Source organism: Oxalobacter formigenes (genome assembly GCF_002127965.1).
GTDB classification, from domain to species: domain Bacteria; phylum Pseudomonadota; class Gammaproteobacteria; order Burkholderiales; family Burkholderiaceae_D; genus Oxalobacter; species Oxalobacter formigenes.
The window spans coordinates 2,207,912-2,226,905 of record NZ_CP018787.1; the positions used below are offsets into that span (position 1 = coordinate 2,207,912).

Below are 18,994 nucleotides of genomic sequence, written 5' to 3' on the forward strand. Positions count from 1 at the left end.
TCAACTAAAGGAGTTTCGCCATGACACAAACACTCATCAAAGTCGATCTCAAGCAACCGGCGACACAGAACGAACAGATCCATAACCGCTGGCATCCGGATATCCCCATGGCCTGCTGGGTCAGTCCCGGCGATGATTTCGTACTTGAAACCTATGACTGGACCGGGGGTGCCATCGGAAACAACGACAGTGCGGATGATGTGCGGGACCTGGATCTGACTATCGTTCACTATCTGTCTGGCCCGGTTGGTGTTAAGGGTGCACAACCGGGTGACCTTCTCGTGGTCGACCTGCTTGATCTTGGTGCCAAGGAAGAAGTGCCCTGGGGTTTTAACGGCTTCTTTGCAAAAAAGAATGGCGGCGGTTTTTTGACAGATGAGTTTCCGATGGCACAAAAGTCCATCTGGGATTTTCACGGGATATACACTACCTCACGCCATATCCCGGGCGTCAGATTCGCGGGACAAATTCATCCGGGCCTGATCGGTTGCCTTCCATCTCATGATCTTTTGAAAACCTGGAACAAACGTGAACTCGGACTGATTGCGACTGATCCGGATCGTGTTCCTCCTCTGGCCAATCCACCCGTTTCAAGAACCGCGCATATGGGGAAAATGAAAGGCGAGGCCCGTGATAAAGCGGCAGCGGAAGCGGCCCGAACCGTCCCTCCCCGCGAGCACGGGGGCAATTGCGATATCAAGGACCTCTCCAAAGGATCGCGCATTTACTTTCCCGTATATGTAGATGGGGCAGGACTCTCCGTCGGCGATCTCCATTTCGCGCAAGGCGACGGTGAAATCACTTTCTGTGGTGCCATTGAAATGGCAGGTGGCTGGGTGCATATGCGAGTCGAACTGATCAAGGACGGCATGTCCAAATATGGTATCAAAAACCCAGTCTTCAAACCGGGCCCGCTGACGCCAAACTACAATGATTACCTGATTTTCGAAGGTATATCAGTGGATTCGGACGGAAAACAATACTATCTGGATGCCAATGTCGCCTATAAACAGGCTTGTCTGAATGCGATTGAATACCTGAAAAAATTCGGTTTTTCCGGAGCGCAAGGCTATTCCATTCTGGGGTCCGCTCCGGTTCAGGGACATTTCAGCGGGGTTGTCGATATTCCGAATTCCTGTGCGACCCTGTGGCTGCCGACACAAATCTTTGAATTTGACATCAGGCCAAATGCATCCGGCCCTGTGAAATATCTTGATGGCAGTATCAATATGCCTATTTCATACGACTGAGCTGATAAATCGTCAACGGACAGGTTTGCCTGTCCGTAAAGAATGAAAACCGGTTTACAGGAGGTCAATATGCCCATGTATGAATACGAATGTAAGAGCTGCGGTATTTTTACCGTCCTGCGCCCCCTTGATGAAAGGAATTCACCGACGTGCTGTCCTGCATGTCAAACCGATGCAAAACGGGTTATCCATTCTGCACCGGGAACCACATGGCTTGGGAAACAAACCGTGACGATGCATGAGGTAAACGAACGAAGCCGACATGAACCGAAAACACTGGAACAGTACAAATCCAGTGTTCACGGTGCAGGCTGCAGTTGCTGCTTTACAAACAAAAAATCCACGGCAACATCCGAAAAAGCCCTTAAAACAGGTGGTTCACGCCCCTGGATGATTTCGCACTGACATTCAATAAACGAGCCCAATCCATTCCCTGTCGAGCAAGAGGACAGGGAATATTCGAAGGAGGTTCCCCATGCTTGGAGTGACTTTGCTTTTCGTCGGAATCGTACTGATCAACAATGGCGCCTGCCAACTTTTGAAAGTGGACAAAAAATCCACGGCAGCGTTAAACGTCATTGTCGGTTTCCTGCTCACCTTCATCAATTTCGTTGCTATTTACAAAGGGGATTATTATGCGGCAGGCACTGGGCTGCTATTTGCCTTCACCTATCTTTTTGTCGCCGCGAACAATATTTTCAACCTGAACCTGAAACCCTATGGCATATACTCCCTGTTTGTCGCCATCAATACCATTCCCTGTGCCATGCTGGTCGCTTCGGATGACATGCGCATGACTGTCATCTGGATCGCATGGGGAATTCTCTGGTTTACCGGTTTCATCGAAGGAACGCTACAAAAAAACCTGGGCAAATTCGTACCCTATCTTGCCATCGTCGAAGGCATCCTGACAGCATGGATTCCCGGTTTTCTCATGTTGGCCGGCAAGTGGTGAACAGACTCTGTTTCTTCAATCAAAAAAACAGCCAAAAAACAAAGGCGTCTGGTGCGGCTTTCAAAAAAGCAAATCGAAAAAACTCATTTTTTTCTGTTAACCGAATGTTGCAAGACTTCTGATGGAACCAGCGATTCGATCTCAAACGGCGTCAATTCATCCATTTGATACACAATACGGCGCCTGTTCACGTCTTCTGTATCGACAATATATTTCATGATCCGTATGCCGTTAGAGCGGATCATCGGACGTGAGGCATATGTTTTCAGGACCGTTTCACATTTGCTTCTGTCCTGCTCCGCGCCACTTTTGGCGATCATTTCCTCGACATGATCGAAAACATCCTGAAGCATCTGTGTGGAACTCCCCTCCATCGCCACCACGTTATAGCGATATTTCCAGTGCTGGCTGTCCCACCCGGCAACAGCATTGCAGATATTCCGGTAGTGCGTCCTGAATTCATCAGACGTCATGGCTCGTCTGGATGATTCAGCCTGTACACGCTCAGATGAGTTGTTTCCGTCACCAAATTCCCAATGACGCTTTTCGCGATCAGCAGTAAAAACGTAACCGTCAACATAGACGTTAACGAAGTTTCCAAACGATTCCTCAACTATCATCTGACCTCCCTTATTCCCGGATGAGACTGGCGGTTTGTTCCATGTCGTTTCATTATGAATCATATTCGCCGGTCCATGAAAATTTTTTGGCAGTTGCCACTTACACCCGAATATCTCCCAAACTGGTTTTCGGGCTTAGGTAGCAGTCATGGGACCTTGCCCCCATTTATCTCATCTTCACGTCTTTTAACAAAAAATAAATGACGCTTTACATCTCTCAATAAAATGGTACTCAACAGTGGTGACGAATTCTGTTCCTCCACCATATGACACACCGGGATGAGCCAATTTCCGAATACCCGCCGGAAAACATCGATTCACATTTTCTGAGCTACATGATGGAAGAAAAATTAACAAGCCTCGACACGGTATTTCTGGTCAGTACCATGACTGATCAGCATCTGGTAGCCATTCTTGCCCTTATGGGAGTTCTGGCAATTGCCTACCTGGGCCTGCGCATGAAAAGATTTCGCAACAAAATTCCCTTTCACATTACGCGTGTGGCGATTGCCTTCTTTCTGCTTTACCTGATCAGCAAACTGCTGAGACGCTTCATCGAAATCCATCACATCACGTTTATCACACCAAAAGAAATCAGCTTTTTATATCTTCTGGCCGTTGTCGCCCTTTCCATCAAGGAATCGTTTGTCTTCGCCGACCAGTTCAGAAAATATCTTGTCAATACCGGAAGAAATACAACGTCGGCACAGTTTATTACCAAAGCCATAAAAATCGTCAGTGTGATCTCCATCCTGCTGGTATTCGGTGAACATTTTGGCCTCAGCTTTGCGGGCTTGCTGACCTTCGGAGGCATCGGCGGCATTGCCATCGGTCTGGCCGGTAAAGATATTCTCTCCAATCTTTTTTCAGGCGTCATGCTTTATTTCGATCGTCCATTCAACATCGGCGACTGGATACGTTCCCCCGATCGACAGATAGAGGGAACCGTCGTCGAAATCGGATGGAGAATCACGAAAATCATGACTTTCCAGAACCGGCCCTTATACGTTCCCAACTATCTGTTTTCGTCGATCTCCGTCGAAAACCCCGGGAGAATGCTGAACTGGCGAATCAATTTTTCCATCGGCATTCTTGCTGACGATTCCAGCAAGATAAAACCCATCATCAGCCAGATAAAAGACATGCTCGAGAAAAACGAGGGTATCGACCAAAAGCAACCACTCGTCGTCAGCTTCAACCAGATCGGCGCTTCATCCCTGAACATACTCGTCTATTGTTTTACGAAGACAACCGTCTGGAAAGAATGGCTGCAAGTACAGGAAGACGTTTATCTTTCAATCATCGACATCGTGCAGAAAAACGGTTCACAAATGCCTTATCCGACGCAGACAGTCATTCTGGATCAGGAAACCAAAACCTGAGAATTCAGTTGAAAACCATTACCTGAGGCAAATTGATAAAACATAAACTGATACCCGACAAAATCATTAAAAATAAGTGCATCGTTTTTATGAAGGACTGCAAGTATCAGCGCAGAGCAAGTTTGCCTGTTTTCAATCACCAATGGAGGAAGTGTTTCATGAAAAAAGTAATATTGGCTCTTGTATCAATACCTTTGGCAGCCTGTCTTGGGATAGCTCATGCCCAGGATTCATCAGATGCGTCAGTCGGCAATAATCCGAGTCGTGCTGAAATGCGACAACAACAAGCAGACGGCATCCGTTCGAGAAAAGAGAACGTGGCAGGAGCCCATAAAAAAGCACAAAGAGATCCTGCAACAAGAAAAGCCCGGCAGCAACAAAAAGAAGGCAGGATGGAAAGAGAAAAAGAAATAGCGGGGGCACATAAAAAAGCCAAAAGAGATCCGGCCTCCAAAGCGGCCCGTCAAAAACAGAGAGATGGCATGATGGAAAGGAAAAGCAACATATCCGGTGCACATCAAAAAGCTCGCGATGCCAGAAATGAATCCATGCAAAACAATTAATTTCTCTTGAGCTTCAAAATAACGAAGCGTACTGAAAAATTTCAGTACGCTTCGTTTGACTGTTCATGACTTTCGATATGGTAAAGGCGAACCATTATCAATGGATGAAAACATTGTGAACTGACATCCCCATCTATCTCAAATACAAAAAAGATAGGCATTTCCGCAGATATTCAAGAGCTGTGAGATATTGAGTGAAAAACAGGGAAAAGATCCTGAGAATATTTCCTGCAGGCCTTATATACTGGCGGAAAGGCAGGGATTTGAACCCTGGATACGGGGTTACCGTATACCGGATTTCGAGTCCGGCGCATTCGACCACTCTGCCACCTTTCCGTTTTTGAGCGACAATCTGTCGAGCTCAAAATTATAGCAGGAAACATTCCGGATACCTAGTGCCATATCAATCGTGTTTTTATCCTTCTTTTTGCGTGTGGCTTATAATAATGTTTTGAATCCATTCTCCGCATATACACGATCACAATGGCTATTATTCCCATCAAAAACGCCGAACAAATCGAAGGCATCCGAAAAGCCAGCCAGCTTGCAGCCGAAGTGCTTGATTACGTCGCCCCTTTTGTCAAACCGGGTGTCAGCACGGGCGAGCTCGACAAGCTTTGTCATGAATTCATCATTGCACATGACGCCATTCCGGCACCGCTGAATTATTGTCCACCCGGCTATACCCCTTATCCCAATGCAACCTGTATTTCATTGAACGATGTGGTCTGTCACGGCATTCCCAATTTCAACAAACTGCTGAAAAAAGGCGATTCCATCAATATCGATATCACGGTCATCAAGGACGGGTACTTCGGTGATACCAGCCGGATGTATTTCGCTGGCGAACCGTCGATTATGGCCAAACGCCTCGCGAAAATCACGTATGAATGTATGTGGCTTGGCATTATGGAAGTGAAACCCGGTGCCCATCTGGGCGATATCGGTTATGTCATTCAGGATTATGCCGAAAACGCCGGTTACAGTGTCGTGCGTGAATTCTGTGGTCATGGCGTCGGTCTTGAATTCCATGAGGAACCTCAGGTCCTGCATTACGGCCGTCGCGGTACACTGGCAGAACTGAAACCCGGCATGATCTTTACAATCGAACCGATGATCAACGCAGGCGGCAAATCCATTCGCGCCATGCCGGACGGCTGGACAATCAGGACGAAGGACAGAAGTCTCTCTGCCCAATGGGAGCATACGATTCTGGTGACGGATACCGGGTATGAAGTATTGACGGTCTCTCCCGATATGCCGTCACCTCCCAATTTTGCCAAAAAGAAATAACCTCATATCGTGCCGAACAGACTCGACGTTTCACTGAAAAAGCGTTTGACGCAATTGCGGGAGTCGGCTATTGCCGATTACAGGGAACATCCTCTCCCGCAACAGCTGCTGAAAACGCTTTGCAAGAACGTCGATCAGGTTTTGGGTGAGGCATGGAAAAACCTTGACCTGCCAAACGGTTCTGTCCTGATTGCCGTGGGCGGTTATGGCCGTGGCGAGCTCTATCCTTATTCGGATGTTGATGTCCTGATCCTGCTGGAGGAAAGTCCGGATCAGGCCTTGCAGGCAAAACTGGAATCGCTCATCCAGTTGTTCTGGACATTGGGACTGACGATCGGGCACAGCGTCCGGACGATTGACGAATGTCTGGAAGAATCGGCTAATGACATTACCGTCCAGACCAGCCTGCTGGAAGCCCGCTATATCACGGGAAACCGCAAGTTGTTCCAGCTGATGAGGGAGCGGTATAACGCTCAAATGAACCCTTCGGCATTTTTCATCGCGAAAATGCTGGAAACGCGCCAGCGTCACGTCAAGTTCGGCGATACGCCTTATAGCCTGGAACCCAACTGCAAGGAAAGTCCGGGTGGACTGCGGGACCTTCAGGTCATTCTATGGACAGCAAAAGCGGCAAAACTCGGCCACTCATGGAACCAGCTCGCCCGTCGTGGACTTCTGACTCCATCGGAAGCGCAACAGTTGAAAAAAACGGAAGAGGCATTCAAGGACATCCGTATCCGCCTGCATATCCAGACACAGCGCTGTGAAGATAAACTGCTGTTTGACGTCCAGATTCCGGTTGCCAAAACCTTTGATTTCAGGGAAAACGGCCAGCCGCTCGATTCCCGCCGTGCCAGCGAACACATGATGCAGCAATATTACCGTGCCGCCCATACAGTTGTGCAGCTCAATATGATCCTGCTGCAAAACATGCGTGCATGGCTTTTTCCGAAACCCTATCAGGCGAACAAGATCAACGAGCGGTTCAACGACGTGAACGGCCTGATCGATATCGTCGATGACGATGTTTTCGTGAATCATCCTTCCGCGTTGCTGGAAGTTTTCCTTTTACTGTCTGACAGTACAGACCTGAAAAACATGACGGCACGGACGCTCCGCAACCTGTGGCATGCCCGCATTCATATCGACGACAAATTCAGAAGCGACCCGGCCAATCGCCGTATTTTTCTTCAGATCATGCAGTCGCCCCGCTTCGTTGCAAGAGCCTTGCAACATATGAACGAGCTGGGGATTCTCGGCCGCTATTTGCCGAATTTCGGAAAGATCGTCGGACAGATGCAGCACGACCTGTTTCACCAATACACTGTCGACCAGCATATCCTGACTGTCGTATCCAACGTACACCGTTTTTCCCTGACGGAATACGCTCATGAAAATCCCTTGTGCAGCCAGTTGATGGCCGGTTTTTCCAAACCCTGGCTTTTGTATATTGCAGCTCTTTTTCACGATATTGCCAAAGGCAGGGGCGGAGACCATTCCATTTTAGGCATGGAAGACGCAAGGGAATTTTGCGAACAACATGGATTGTCTGAAGAGGACACGGAACTGGTCGTTTTTCTGGTAAAAGAGCATCTGACCCTGTCACAGGTTGCCCAGAAAAAAGACTTGTCCGATCCCGAGACGATCCGCCATTTTGCCGATATCGTCAGGGATGAGCGTCACCTCATGGCCCTGTTTCTCCTGACGGTTGCCGACATACGCGGTACCAACCCGCAAATCTGGAACGCATGGAAAAGCAAACTGATGGAAGACCTTTTCCATCTCACCCTGCGCGTACTCGGTGGTGAAGACATCTCGGTCGATCACGAGCTTAAAATCCGACAGAAAGAGGCTCAGACCACACTGCGGCTGTATGGCCTGCCCGAACATGCCGAGGATGAATTCTGGAAACAGCTCGACATCGTTTATTTCCTGCGTCATGACGCGTCCGATATCGCATGGCAAACGCGGACGTTATATTACCGTAGCAACGCGGCAGAACCCGTCATCAAGTGCCGTCTCTCTCCGATCGGGGAAGGCTTGCAGGTTACGGTTTACACGCTTGACCGCCCCGATCTGTTCGCGCTGATCTGCAGCTATTTCGCACGAAAGAATTTCAGCATTCTGGATGCGAAAATCCACACGACAAACCACGATTACGCACTCGATACTTTTCTGGTAACGAAACAGGGATTTGAAAAAAACTATCGCGACATCATCACGCTGGTTGAACATGAACTGATGGAACTGTTGAGAACGACAGCACCTCTCCCGCCGCCCCTGCAAACCCGGCTTTCCCGGAAATCCCGCTCTTTCCCGATTGCCCCGACGCTGGATTTGAGACCGGACGCAAGCGGAAAGAATTTCGTCCTGTCGGTCACGGCCAATGACCGTCCCGGACTGCTGTATGCCATTGCACTGGTCTTTTCCCGCTACAAGGTCAACCTGCATACTGCTAAAATCATGACTTTGGGAGAACGCATTGAAGACGTTTTCCTGATCGATAGCGAAATGCTCCAGCATCCCCGTATCCAGATCCAGTTCGAGACAGATATGATCGATGTTTTGAGAGTCAACTGAATTTTTGGGAATGATAAATAATGAGTGAACCTGTCCGCCTCTCCAAACGTATGTCCGAACTGGGAATCAGTTCGAGGCGTGAAGCCGATGAATGGATCGAAAAGGGATGGGTCAAGGTCGACGGGAAAGTCGTCTCGCAGCTGGGGAGCAAGGTATTGCCCCATCAGAAAATCACCATCGAAAAACAGGCTTCGCAGGAACAGTCACGTCGCGTCACCATCCTGATCAATAAACCAATGGGATACGTCAGCGGGCAGGCAGAAGACGGCTACAAACCGGCAGTTGCCTTAATCAGTGAAGACACGCACTGGAAAGATGACCCGTCAAAAGAAAAATTCAGGCCTTCGCAATTGCGCAGTCTGGTTCCGGCCGGGCGGCTGGATATCGATTCCGTCGGGCTGCTTGTCCTGACACAGGACGGCCGGATAGCCAAACACCTGATCGGCGAGAACTCGCCCACAGACAAGGAATATCTGGTACGCGTGAAATATACCAGACCCGGACGTTTGCCGGATAGCGAACTCAACATGCTCAGGCACGGTTTGAAACTGGACGGAAAAGCGCTTTTGCCAGCCAAAGTCGAATGGCAAAACGACGATCAGTTACGGTTTGTCTTGCGGGAAGGGAAAAAGCGCCAGATTCGCAGAATGTGCGAAGCGGTCGGACTAAGGGTAATCGGCCTGAAAAGAATCCGTATCGGCAACGTCAGGCTGGGCGATTTGCCGACTGGACAATGGCGCTATCTGAGACCGGAAGAGAAGTTCTGAATTCAAACTCTTTTCCCGGTCTTTCCTCAGTCGTCCAGCTCTTCAGAATCGTCGTTATCGAAACCTTCGGAAAAGCCGAACAGGCCCAGGTCGTCTATCCTGAACGGATAAAGTATCCCGTCCAGATGGTCGCATTCATGTTGAACGACCCGTGCGTGAAACCCGTCGGCATTACGGCTGATTTTATTGCCGAACTGGTCAAAGCCTTCATAGTGGATTTTGGCCCATCTCGGCACGATCCCGCGCATTCCCGGAATGGACAGGCATCCTTCCCATCCTGCATCGATTTCATCTGACAAAGGCCGGATAACCGGATTGATCAGTACCGTCTTCGGAACAGGGGGCGCGTCAGGATAACGGTTGTTTTCGTCATAGCCGAAAATGACCACACGCTGATTAATGCCGATTTGAGGCGCAGCCAGACCGGCCCCGTCAGCGGCATACATTGTTTCATACATATCTTCGATCAGCTGGTTCAGTTCAGGCGTATTGAACTGTTTGACCGGTTCGGATTCACGCAACAGGCGTGAATCTCCCATTTTCAAAATTTTTCTTACGGCCATTTTTATTCCTTCTCCATCAAATGGGCGTCAGCGATAAAGCGCCTGAATTCCGACATCACTTCCGGATGTTTCAGGCCCATGGTAACGGTCGCTTTCAGATAACCGATTTTCGACCCGCAATCGAAGCGCTGTCCTTCAAAATGATAGGCGCAGACATCTTCCTTTTCGATCAGTTTGGAGATACCGTCTGTCAGCTGAATCTCCCCACCGGACCCCTTGCCGATTTTTTCAAGACAATCGAAAATGCCCGGATTGAGTATATAACGCCCCACGACAGCCAGTGTTGATGGCGCATTGGCCGGATCCGGTTTTTCGACAATCGCATTGACGAATTCGAGATCAGTCCGGTAAGGCGATGCATCGACAATACCGTATTGCTTCGTATCCTGCCTTTCGACTTCCTGAACAGCCAGAATGCTTTTCGATTCCTTTTCATAAAGCCCGGTCATCTGCTGTAACACAGTTGGATGATTTTCTCTGACGTTCATGAAATCGTCCGCCAGCAAAACGGCAAAAGGTTCGTTTCCGACAACCGGTTTTGCACAAAGCACGGCATGTCCCAATCCCAGAGGTTCAGGCTGCCGGATATAAATACAATTGACGTTTTTCGGAAGAATATTCTGGATAAAACCAAGAAGTTTCAATTTTCCGGCCGCTTCCAGTTCGGTTTCCAGTTCATAGGCTTTGTCGAAATGATCTTCAATGGCCCTTTTATTGCGGCCGGTAATGAAAATCAGCTCGTTGATACCCGCTGACACCGCCTCTTCGACAGCGTACTGGATCAGGGGCTTGTCCACGACCGGAAGCATTTCTTTCGGCTGTGCCTTGGTTGCCGGCAAAAATCGGCTTCCCAGACCGGCCACAGGAAAAACAGCTTTAGTTACTTTTGTCATTTTTTACAAGTTGCAAAAATTCGTTTTCATCAATAACCCGGACACCCAGTTCTTCGGCTTTCGCCAATTTGCTGCCCGGTTCACTTCCCGCCAGAACATAATCGGTATTTCTGGAAACGGAACTGCTGACTTTTCCTCCCAGATTCCGGATTATTTCAGCCGCTGCGTCCCGCGTCAATGAAGGAAGGGTTCCTGTCAAAACGAATTTTTTGTTTTGAAATGGAAGCTCTTCCGGCTTTTCCTTCATTTCATGTTCCGGCCAATGAAGCCCGACGCCCAGTAATTTGTCAACAAGCGCCAGATTTCGTTCATCCGAAAAGAACTGTTTGATCGACGCCGCCACAATCGGCCCGATATCGGCTACCTCCAGCAATTGTTCTTCAGATGCCTGTCTGAGATTCGCCAGATTTCCAAAATACCCGGCCAAAGCCCGCGCAGTAGCCTCACCGACATGCCTGATTCCAAGTGCATACAAAAAACGGGCAAACGTCGTTTTTTTCGATTTTTCAAGTTCACCTAACAGGTTGGATGCCGATTTCTCGGCCATTCTGTCCAGTTGAGACAAGGTTTCCAGATCGAGCGTGTAAAGGTCGGCAGCGTCATTGATGACATTTTTATCGACTAACTGATCGATTAATTGCTCACCGAGCCCTTCAATCCCCAGAGCTTTTCTCGACACAAAAAGGAGAAGACCACCCTTTTTCTGGGCCGGGCATTTTATCCAGCCACCGGAACAACGAGCGATTGCTTCGTCTTCAGGACGGATAATGGGCGATCCGCAAACAGGGCAGACTGTCGGCATAACGAATTCACGCGCATCGGCTTGCCTGCGTTCAGGCACAACTGCGAGCACTTCCGGAATGACGTCTCCGGCACGCCTGACGATCACCGTATCACCGATCCGGACGTCTTTTCGCCGCACTTCATCTTCATTATGCAACGTGGCATTCGTTACGGTCACACCTCCCACGAAAACAGGCTTTAATCGGGCGACTGGGGTAATCGCACCAGTACGTCCCACCTGTACATCGATATCCAGCACTTCTGTCAACACTTCCTGCGCCGGAAATTTATGCGCGATGGCAAAGCGGGGTGCACGTGAAATAAACCCCAGTTTTTGCTGTTCGGCTATGCTGTTGACCTTGTAAACGACGCCATCGATTTCATAAGGGAGGGATTCCCGTTTTTCTTCGATACGATTGAAGAAACCCATCAGGCCTTTGAAGCCTTTGACTACTTTGCGCTCATCGCACACCGGGATTCCCAGTTGCACGAACCAGTCTAAAAGAGCGCTTTGCGATCGTGGCAATGGAGAACCTTTGAGTTCCCCTAATCCATAGGCAAAGAACCTGAGCTGTCGGGTCGCTGTGATTTGCGAATCAAGCTGGCGCAAACTCCCTGCCGCTGCATTGCGGGGATTGACGAATTCTTTCTGTTCATTCTCACGCTGCCGACGGTTCAGGTCGTGAAAATCCTTTTTGAACATCAATACTTCCCCCCTCACCTCCAGTACCTCGGGAGGTGCCAAATCGGAAAGCCTGAGCGGTATGGTGCGAACCGTTTTGATGTTATTGGTGATATTTTCACCGGATGTTCCATCTCCACGTGTGGCTGCCTGAACAAGAAGACCGTTTTCATAACGCAAATTGACAGCGAGGCCGTCAAACTTGAGTTCCGCTTCGTATTCGACATTTTCACCATCCAGTTCATCTGAAATACGCTTGTCGAAGGCGGCGACCTCTTCTTCAGACAAGCCATTCTGAAGGGAAAGCATCGGGATTTTGTGTTCGACTTTTTCGAACTGGGCCAGCGGCAAGCCGCCTACCCGTTGTGTCGGCGAGTCGGGAACGACCAGTTCAGGATGGGCCTTTTCCAGTTCCTGCAATTGCCTGAAAAGCCGGTCATATTCCGAGTCGGGAACAATCGGCGCATCGAGGACATAATAGGCAATATTGTAACGCTCGATTTCGCTGCGCAAACGGGCGGCCTGTTCCGCTAAAGATACGGAATTCTGGTCACCGGCAAACAATTCCGTTTGCATGATCAGTTAAAAAGTCTCATGGCACGGGTGGAACCGGCAGGAATCGTACAGGCATGCATTTCACTGTAGAAATCCTTGACCTGTCCTGAAATCTCTTCAAGGAAAGAGTCATTCAACAACTGGTTGCCATCGTCGATCAGGGAACCGTCCAGCCGGACGCAAAGGGCTTTGGCACACTGGATCATCTGCCCGAAACCGTCTTTTTCCGGCGCTACGCAAGGCACGTCCAGCAACAAAGTCAGGCGTGTCGCAATTTCAGAGGCAGGCAATTCATTGGTGGAAAGCGTAAACAAGGTCTGACCGTTTTGCCTGTCTTTCATGACAAACAGGCCATCCGGTCTCAACTCGAATCCCTGTTTTTCCAGTGCAGCATTCAAGGTAGCCACTTGCCAGGGAGCGCCATTGCTTCGGATACTGATGCCGAGTTTGGCATCATGATCGGCAACGAACTGGAACAATTGTTTTGCCTTTTCTGTCACATCCGACATTTCAGGGATTTCCGGTTCTGCCCCGATCACATCCGCGATCTGTCGCAAACGCATCAGCAATTCGGAAAATTCGATTTCATTCAAGGCACTGGTTCTGTTTGCCAGCTGGACACCCGCCTTCAACTGGGTATAGGTCTTTCCGGGAACGACAGCCTGCCAGCTTGTCTGTCCCTGTTCATCTTCCACCAGTCCGACAAAATGAACCGGCTTGTTGCCGGTATAACGCAAGGTCTGGAGCTGGGTCAGAAGTTTTTCGGAACGGGCAGGTTCTTCCAGTGACATCAAAATTTCACAATCGATCAGTTCATCGACAGGAAGCTCGTCTTTTTCGGAAAAACCGGCATCGTCGGAAACGCTCTTTTCAGCAGAAATACCTTCTTCCTGCTGAGAAGCGCTTTCTCCCAGACTGGGTTCCATTTTGTCTCTGGTAGCGGCAAACCCGTCAAGAACAGGTTCCTGACGCTGCGCACCCGTTTCTGCTGTCCCCGTTTTCATCAGGACATCGTCAACAGGATCGGAAAAAGCCCTCTCGACGTGTTTTTTGGCACGATATTCCTGCCATTTATTGTAGGCAATGACACCCACAACGATTGCCACGCCGATTCCAATTAAACTTGCCTGTAAATCTGTCATGCTCTTAAAACCTCATCTGAAAAGTTTGCAGCATCGTTGATATCCACTGTCACGATGCGGGAAACGCCCTGTTCCTGCATCGTGACACCGACCAGTTCTTCTGCCATTTCCATTGCAATTCTATTATGAGAAATATACAAAAACTGCGTTTGTGACGACATCTTCGTCACCATATTGCTAAAACGTTCCGTATTGGCATCATCCAGAGGTGCATCCACCTCGTCAAGCAGGCAAAACGGAGCCGGATTCAGCTTGAACAAGGAAAAAACCAATGCTATCGCGGTCAGGGCTTTTTCTCCACCCGAGAGCAGGTGAATTGTCGCATTTTTTTTGCCCGGTGGCTGAGCCATAATCTGGATTCCGGCATCGAGAATTTCTTCTCCCGTCATGCTCAGTTGAGCATGGCCGCCCCCAAACAATACCGGGAAAAGTTCATTTAAGGACTGATTGACCTCATCGAACGTGTTTTTCAACAGGCTCCTCGTTTCCCGGTCAATACGCCTGATGGCATCTTCCAGCGTTGCAATCGCATCCGTCAAATCCTGAAACTGTTCTTCCAGATATTTTTTGCGGTTGCTTGCCTCGTTCAATTCGATTGCCGCCCCGAGATTGACCGGTCCCAGTCCGTCGATTTCCGCATTCAAACGTCCGATTTCGGTCTGAAACGTCGAAACCCGCGCATTGTCCGGCAACATGTTATTCAAAGCGACGATATCGGCACCCGCCTCGAGCAATTTCTGATCGAACTGCTCGACGTTGATCCGGGCGGCCTGCTCTTTCAATTGCACAGCCACTATTTTATCCCGTTGAGGCTGCAAACTTCGTTCTGTTTGAAGCCTTCGCTCCATCAAAGTTCGCAGTTGCCCTGCCAGATCATCCAGATGTTGCCTCGACTGGGCAAGCGCCTCTTCCTGCGTCATACGCCGGTCAAGCAATACCTGCAGATTTTCCTGTGCGACCTTGTCATCCAGATCCTGCAATTCCAGCTGTCCCTGATTGAGACTGCCGGACACCATCTGAACCTGTTTTTCAGCCGTTTCAATCTGTCTTGCCAGTTCGTCCAGACGTTTGACAAGCGCTCGCTCGTCATATTCCGCCTGTTGCGCCGAGCGTTCAGCCTGATGCACTTTTTCCCGCAAAACCTTGAGTTCATCTTCCTTGCCCGCAACCGTTTCCAGAAAATCCGCTTCTTTTTGCTGCCATTCGCCCAGCGTCATATCCAGTTCTTCAAGCCGCTTTTCTTCCCCGGCAAGTTCGAGTTCCTTTTCCTGCCTGAATTCATCCAGTTCGGCCAATGCCGTGTCTATCTGTTCACTCTGGTCCTTAAAACGACGGTTCAGTTCTTCAAGCTTTAAGATCTTCATCTGGAGATCGTGAAGCCGCTGAACCTGCACATTCGTTTCCGAATGAATGTGCTGTATTTTCGAATTCAGTTCTTTCAGGCGCGACTCAGCTCCCCGGAACTCCTCAATCAGACGGGATTGTTCCAGTTTGTGTTTTTGATGAGATTCTTCCAGTCGCGTTATCTCCTGCTGGCGTGAAAACACCCCTTCACTTTCGGATTCGGCGGCAAAAAACCGGACACTGTACCGGTCGATAATATGGCCGTCAGGCAAAATGAAACAGGCTCCATCCGGCAGCGTTTTTCGACGGGAAAGCGCTTCATTCATGCTATCGATGGCATACACACCGTATAACCAGTTTTCCAGAACAGGTCGTATCCGGTCATTCTGGTATTGAATCCTTGACGAGAAAGATTCGTACGGTTGCGAAGCCTCTTCTTTACGCATCCGGTTTTCAGAATCCGAAGCAAAAAAACAGGTTTTAACGGGCGGTTTGTCTTTCAGAAAAGACTCTGTCCAGTCCAGTGACGACAATCCCCGCGCAAAAATCCGTTCCATCAGTACCGATTCCAGTGCCGTTTCCCATCCGGTCTCAATTTGGATATCCTGCCAGAGAGGATGAAAATCGGACAATCCATGTTTCTCCAGCCAGCCTTGCGCTTTGCCGGTTCCCTGCGTTTTTTCCTGAATCTGCTTCAGGGCCAGAAGCCGTGCTTCTTCCTGAATACAGGCGGCATTGCATTCTTTAAGACGTTTTTCGATTTCAATACAGCTTTCTTCAAATTCAGGCACGAGGTCACGTTGCGACTCTTCAGTAAATCGCAGCTCTTCAAGCTGTTGTTCAGCCTCGGCTTTTTCCTGCTTAAGGAAAGCCAGTTCTTCCATATCGGGTACGTCGATCTGTTCTTTTTGGGAAAGCAGTTTTTCCCGCCGCGACTGGCAGTCGAAAAGGTTTGTCGACAGGTTTTTATGATTGGTTGACGCCACGGCAATCTGCTGCCGGATCTGCACAATATGGTCATGCATTTCCTGTGCCTGTTCCCTCAGTATATCCAGTTCATTTTCAAGGCCTGGCATTTCTTCCTGCTGTTGCAGGAAAAGCTCGTGGGCAATTTCCTTTTGCTGCGACAGTTCGACGAGATTGTCTTTTCCTTCATTCGCTTCATCGACGAAAGAGCTGATTTGTTTCGTCCATTGATCTTTTTGTTCGGTATAAGAAACGATCTGTGCCTGCAAACGTTTTCTGGACTCGATGACATAACGAATCTGGGCCTCGAGACTGCCGATTTCGGAATTCGTCTGGTACAAATCACCTTGTGCCTTGTGTACACTCTCGTTGGCGAAATCGTGAATCTGCCTCAGTTTTTCGAGTTCCGCTTCATGTTTGAACATATCGGCAGAAAGCATTTCCAGAACGGTCTGTTCCTTTCCGATTTCAAAGGCCAGTTCGGATTGTTCCTTCAATGCGTTTTTTTTCTGAAGAAACCACAATAATTTCTGCTGTCTTTCCTGCGTCTCTTTAAGCTGATGATAACGCTCTGCAAGATCGGCCTGAACTTTCAGTTTTTCAAGACTCTGGTCCAGTTCATGCAGGATATCGGATACCCGGTTCAGATTTTCACGGGTATCGAAAAGGCGGTTTTCTGTCTCCCGGCGACGTTCCCGGTATTTGGACACGCCCGCCGCTTCTTCAAGAAAGGTACGAAGTTCTTCCGGACGCGCTTCGATGATGCGCGCTATCATACCCTGCCCGATAATGGCGTAGGCTCTCGGGCCCAGTCCGGTACCCAGAAAAATATCCTGAATGTCCCTGCGACGCACGGCAACGTTATTGATGAAATAAGTCGAGCCGCCTTCCCGCGTCAGGACGCGCTTAACCGCCAGCTCACCGTATTGCCCCCACTGACCTGCAATTCGTCCATCCGTATTGTCGAAAATGAGTTCAACCGAAGCCCGACCGGCTGGCTTGCGCTGCGTCGTACCGTTGAAAATAACGTCATGCATCGACTCACCGCGCAATTCCGAAGCCCGGGACTCTCCCAGCACCCAGCGGACTGCGTCGATGATATTCGATTTGCCACAGCCATTTGGCCCGACAACGCCGACCAGTTTTCCATTGACCCGGATCGTTGTGGGATCGACAAACGACTTGAAACCCGACAATTTGATGGCCGTTAATTCCACAGATAAAAATCTTTCCCCGTTAAAGACGACATCATAACATTCGGACGATAAGGCCCCGTTATGAATCGAAACAAATAGTAAGCCTTTTCATCAATATTTTCCCTAAAAAGCCAAACTTCGCATTCAAATTAAACAAACCATCTTAACTATTTGCCTTTACGCAGTTTTTTTCAATTTTTTGATTCAGGAAAATACACTTTTTTTGTATACTGGGCGTACATTTTCAAAGGAGTACGCCATGCATAAATTCAAAAGTGGACTGCTATCACTTGTAATACTCTGTGTCTGCACTGCACCACTTGGGTTTGCTGCGACCAAGAAGGTCAACAAGACTCCTAAGAAAACCACGACTGCAAAAGTCGCTCCCGCCAGGAAAAAAGGCAAAATCGCCGCTCCGGTCGCGAAACAGAAAACAGGCCAGAAAGCGGTCTCAAAACAGAAGGCCAACGTCAAAGAGGCCAGAAACAGCAAAAGCAAAAAAATCGTGACGGCCCGTTCAGGCAAGATTGTCTCGAAAAAACTGGTCATGCACGATCGCCGGGGCTCTCATGGAAAAGCCTATATAAGACGTGTTTCCCTGAGACCTGCGCCTCCTATCATCACCCGTTTTTCGGCAGGCGATCTCGCTGGCCTGAAAAACACACCTGATCCTCTCTCCCTGAGATCGAACGCCGCGCTGATCGTGGATGAATCGAAACTGGAAATCCTTTTCGAGAAAAACGCGAATATCGCCCTGCCTATGGCATCCGTCACCAAACTGATGACGGCTCTGGTTGTCGTGGAATCGATGCAGGACATGAATGAAATTCTTGAAATCACGCAGGATGACGTCGATATGCTCAAGCATACCGGTTCACGTCTCAAGGTCGGTACCCGCATGAGCCGCGGCAATCTGCTCCATCTGGCTTTGATGAGTTCCGAGAACCGTGCGGCTGCCGCATTGGGGCGTAATTATCCGGGTGGGCTGAAGGGCTTCGTCTCGGCAATGAATATCAAGGCACAGGTTCTGGGCATGTCGGATTCCAATTACGTCGATTCCAGTGGACTGTCCAGCGGAAACGTTGCCAGCGCCCGTGATCTGGCCAAACTGGTCATGGCGGCTTCCCAGTATCCCATTTTGCGGAAATATTCCACCGATACGCATTATTCGGTCGACGACGGATTGCATCAGCTTCAATACGGTTCAACCAACGCGCTGGTCCATAACCCGAACTGGCAAATCCAGTTACAGAAAACCGGATACATTTCCGAAGCGGGACAATGTCTGGTCATGAAAGCGATTATCGACGGGCGCCCGATTGTCATGGTATTCCTCGACTCGAAAGGCAAGGGCTCCCGTATCGCAGACGCCCAGAGAATCCGCAACTGGCTGACCCGGCAACAACAGCCCTCCATCGATCAGCAGCTGGCACGCAACGAACCTAACGTTTGAAGAAAAT

The 18,994-nt window shown here is 49.3% G+C and carries 15 protein-coding genes and 1 tRNA gene; 9 read left to right on the forward strand and 7 right to left on the reverse strand.

The features are described 5' to 3' along the window. Positions 1-20 precede the first annotated feature (20 nt). From fmdA to BRW83_RS10470, 3 genes are all read left to right on the forward strand, one after another. The gene (fmdA, locus tag BRW83_RS10460; protein ID WP_005879517.1) at positions 21-1,250 is read left to right on the forward strand and encodes a formamidase; all 1,230 of its coding nucleotides are present in this window, start codon (positions 21-23) and stop codon (positions 1,248-1,250) included. A 69-nt stretch (positions 1,251-1,319) separates the two neighbouring features. Then, positions 1,320-1,655 (forward strand): FmdB family zinc ribbon protein, encoded by a 336-nt coding sequence (locus BRW83_RS10465; RefSeq protein ID WP_005879516.1) that lies wholly within the window; start codon positions 1,320-1,322, stop codon positions 1,653-1,655. Positions 1,656-1,725: 70 nt separating this feature from the next. Then, positions 1,726-2,205 (forward strand): AmiS/UreI family transporter, encoded by a 480-nt coding sequence (locus BRW83_RS10470; RefSeq protein WP_036602494.1) that lies wholly within the window; start codon positions 1,726-1,728, stop codon positions 2,203-2,205. An 83-nt stretch (positions 2,206-2,288) separates the two neighbouring features. Here BRW83_RS10470 and BRW83_RS10475 read toward each other — a convergent pair whose 3' ends face one another. Then, a complete protein-coding gene (locus BRW83_RS10475; RefSeq protein ID WP_005879514.1) occupies positions 2,289-2,825 on the reverse strand; it encodes a hypothetical protein in 537 nt (178 codons plus the stop codon). 386 nt (positions 2,826-3,211) lie between these two features. On the opposite strand from BRW83_RS10475, the gene BRW83_RS10480 reads away from it, so the two are divergent. Both BRW83_RS10480 and BRW83_RS10485 read left to right on the forward strand, forming a co-directional pair. After that, positions 3,212-4,207, forward strand: a complete 996-nt coding sequence (locus BRW83_RS10480; RefSeq protein WP_145815018.1) for a mechanosensitive ion channel family protein — start codon at positions 3,212-3,214, stop codon at positions 4,205-4,207. A gap of 158 nt (positions 4,208-4,365) precedes the next feature. Then, on the forward strand, positions 4,366-4,770 hold the full coding sequence (locus BRW83_RS10485) for a hypothetical protein (RefSeq protein ID WP_086131815.1): 405 nt from the start codon (positions 4,366-4,368) through the stop codon (positions 4,768-4,770). Positions 4,771-5,015: 245 nt separating this feature from the next. Here BRW83_RS10485 and BRW83_RS10490 read toward each other — a convergent pair. Further along, positions 5,016-5,106, reverse strand: a tRNA-Ser gene (locus BRW83_RS10490). 132 nt (positions 5,107-5,238) lie between these two features. Between BRW83_RS10490 and map the strand changes: the two genes are divergently transcribed. The 3 genes from map to BRW83_RS10505 are packed head-to-tail and all read left to right on the forward strand — an operon-like array spanning position 5,239 to position 9,410. Next, entirely contained in the window at positions 5,239-6,063 is an 825-nt protein-coding gene (gene map / locus BRW83_RS10495) for a type I methionyl aminopeptidase (protein WP_257789328.1), read from the forward strand. A 9-nt stretch (positions 6,064-6,072) separates the two neighbouring features. Beyond that, positions 6,073-8,643, forward strand: coding sequence for a [protein-PII] uridylyltransferase (locus BRW83_RS10500; RefSeq protein WP_005879511.1), 2,571 nt, complete (start codon positions 6,073-6,075; stop codon positions 8,641-8,643). A gap of 20 nt (positions 8,644-8,663) precedes the next feature. Beyond that, a complete protein-coding gene (locus tag BRW83_RS10505; protein ID WP_005879510.1) occupies positions 8,664-9,410 on the forward strand; it encodes a pseudouridine synthase in 747 nt (248 codons plus the stop codon). Positions 9,411-9,436: 26 nt separating this feature from the next. Here BRW83_RS10505 and def read toward each other — a convergent pair whose 3' ends face one another. The 5 genes from def to smc are packed head-to-tail and all read right to left on the reverse strand — an operon-like array spanning position 9,437 to position 17,555. Further along, complete coding sequence (gene def, locus BRW83_RS10510; protein ID WP_005879509.1) at positions 9,437-9,973, reverse strand: peptide deformylase; 537 nt, start codon at positions 9,971-9,973, stop codon at positions 9,437-9,439. Between the two features lie 2 nt (positions 9,974-9,975). After that, on the reverse strand, positions 9,976-10,866 hold the full coding sequence (gene galU, locus BRW83_RS10515) for a UTP--glucose-1-phosphate uridylyltransferase GalU (protein WP_005879508.1): 891 nt from the start codon (positions 10,864-10,866) through the stop codon (positions 9,976-9,978). Then, positions 10,850-12,907 carry an NAD-dependent DNA ligase LigA gene (gene ligA / locus BRW83_RS10520; protein ID WP_005879507.1) on the reverse strand — a complete coding sequence of 686 codons (2,058 nt, stop codon included), beginning with the start codon at positions 12,905-12,907 and terminating at the stop codon, positions 10,850-10,852. Before ligA ends, galU begins: the two co-directional genes overlap by 17 nt. 2 nt (positions 12,908-12,909) lie before the next feature. After that, positions 12,910-14,028: a cell division protein ZipA C-terminal FtsZ-binding domain-containing protein gene (locus BRW83_RS10525; protein WP_005879506.1), complete on the reverse strand. Its 1,119-nt coding sequence runs from the start codon at positions 14,026-14,028 to the stop codon at positions 12,910-12,912. Beyond that, positions 14,025-17,555: a chromosome segregation protein SMC gene (gene smc / locus BRW83_RS10530; RefSeq protein WP_036602492.1), complete on the reverse strand. Its 3,531-nt coding sequence runs from the start codon at positions 17,553-17,555 to the stop codon at positions 14,025-14,027. The genes BRW83_RS10525 and smc overlap by 4 nt, the downstream gene beginning before the upstream one ends. A 238-nt stretch (positions 17,556-17,793) precedes the next feature. On the opposite strand from smc, the gene BRW83_RS10535 reads away from it, so the two are divergent. Next, positions 17,794-18,987 (forward strand): serine hydrolase, encoded by a 1,194-nt coding sequence (locus BRW83_RS10535; RefSeq protein ID WP_005879504.1) that lies wholly within the window; start codon positions 17,794-17,796, stop codon positions 18,985-18,987. The last annotated feature ends 7 nt before the right edge of the window (positions 18,988-18,994 follow it).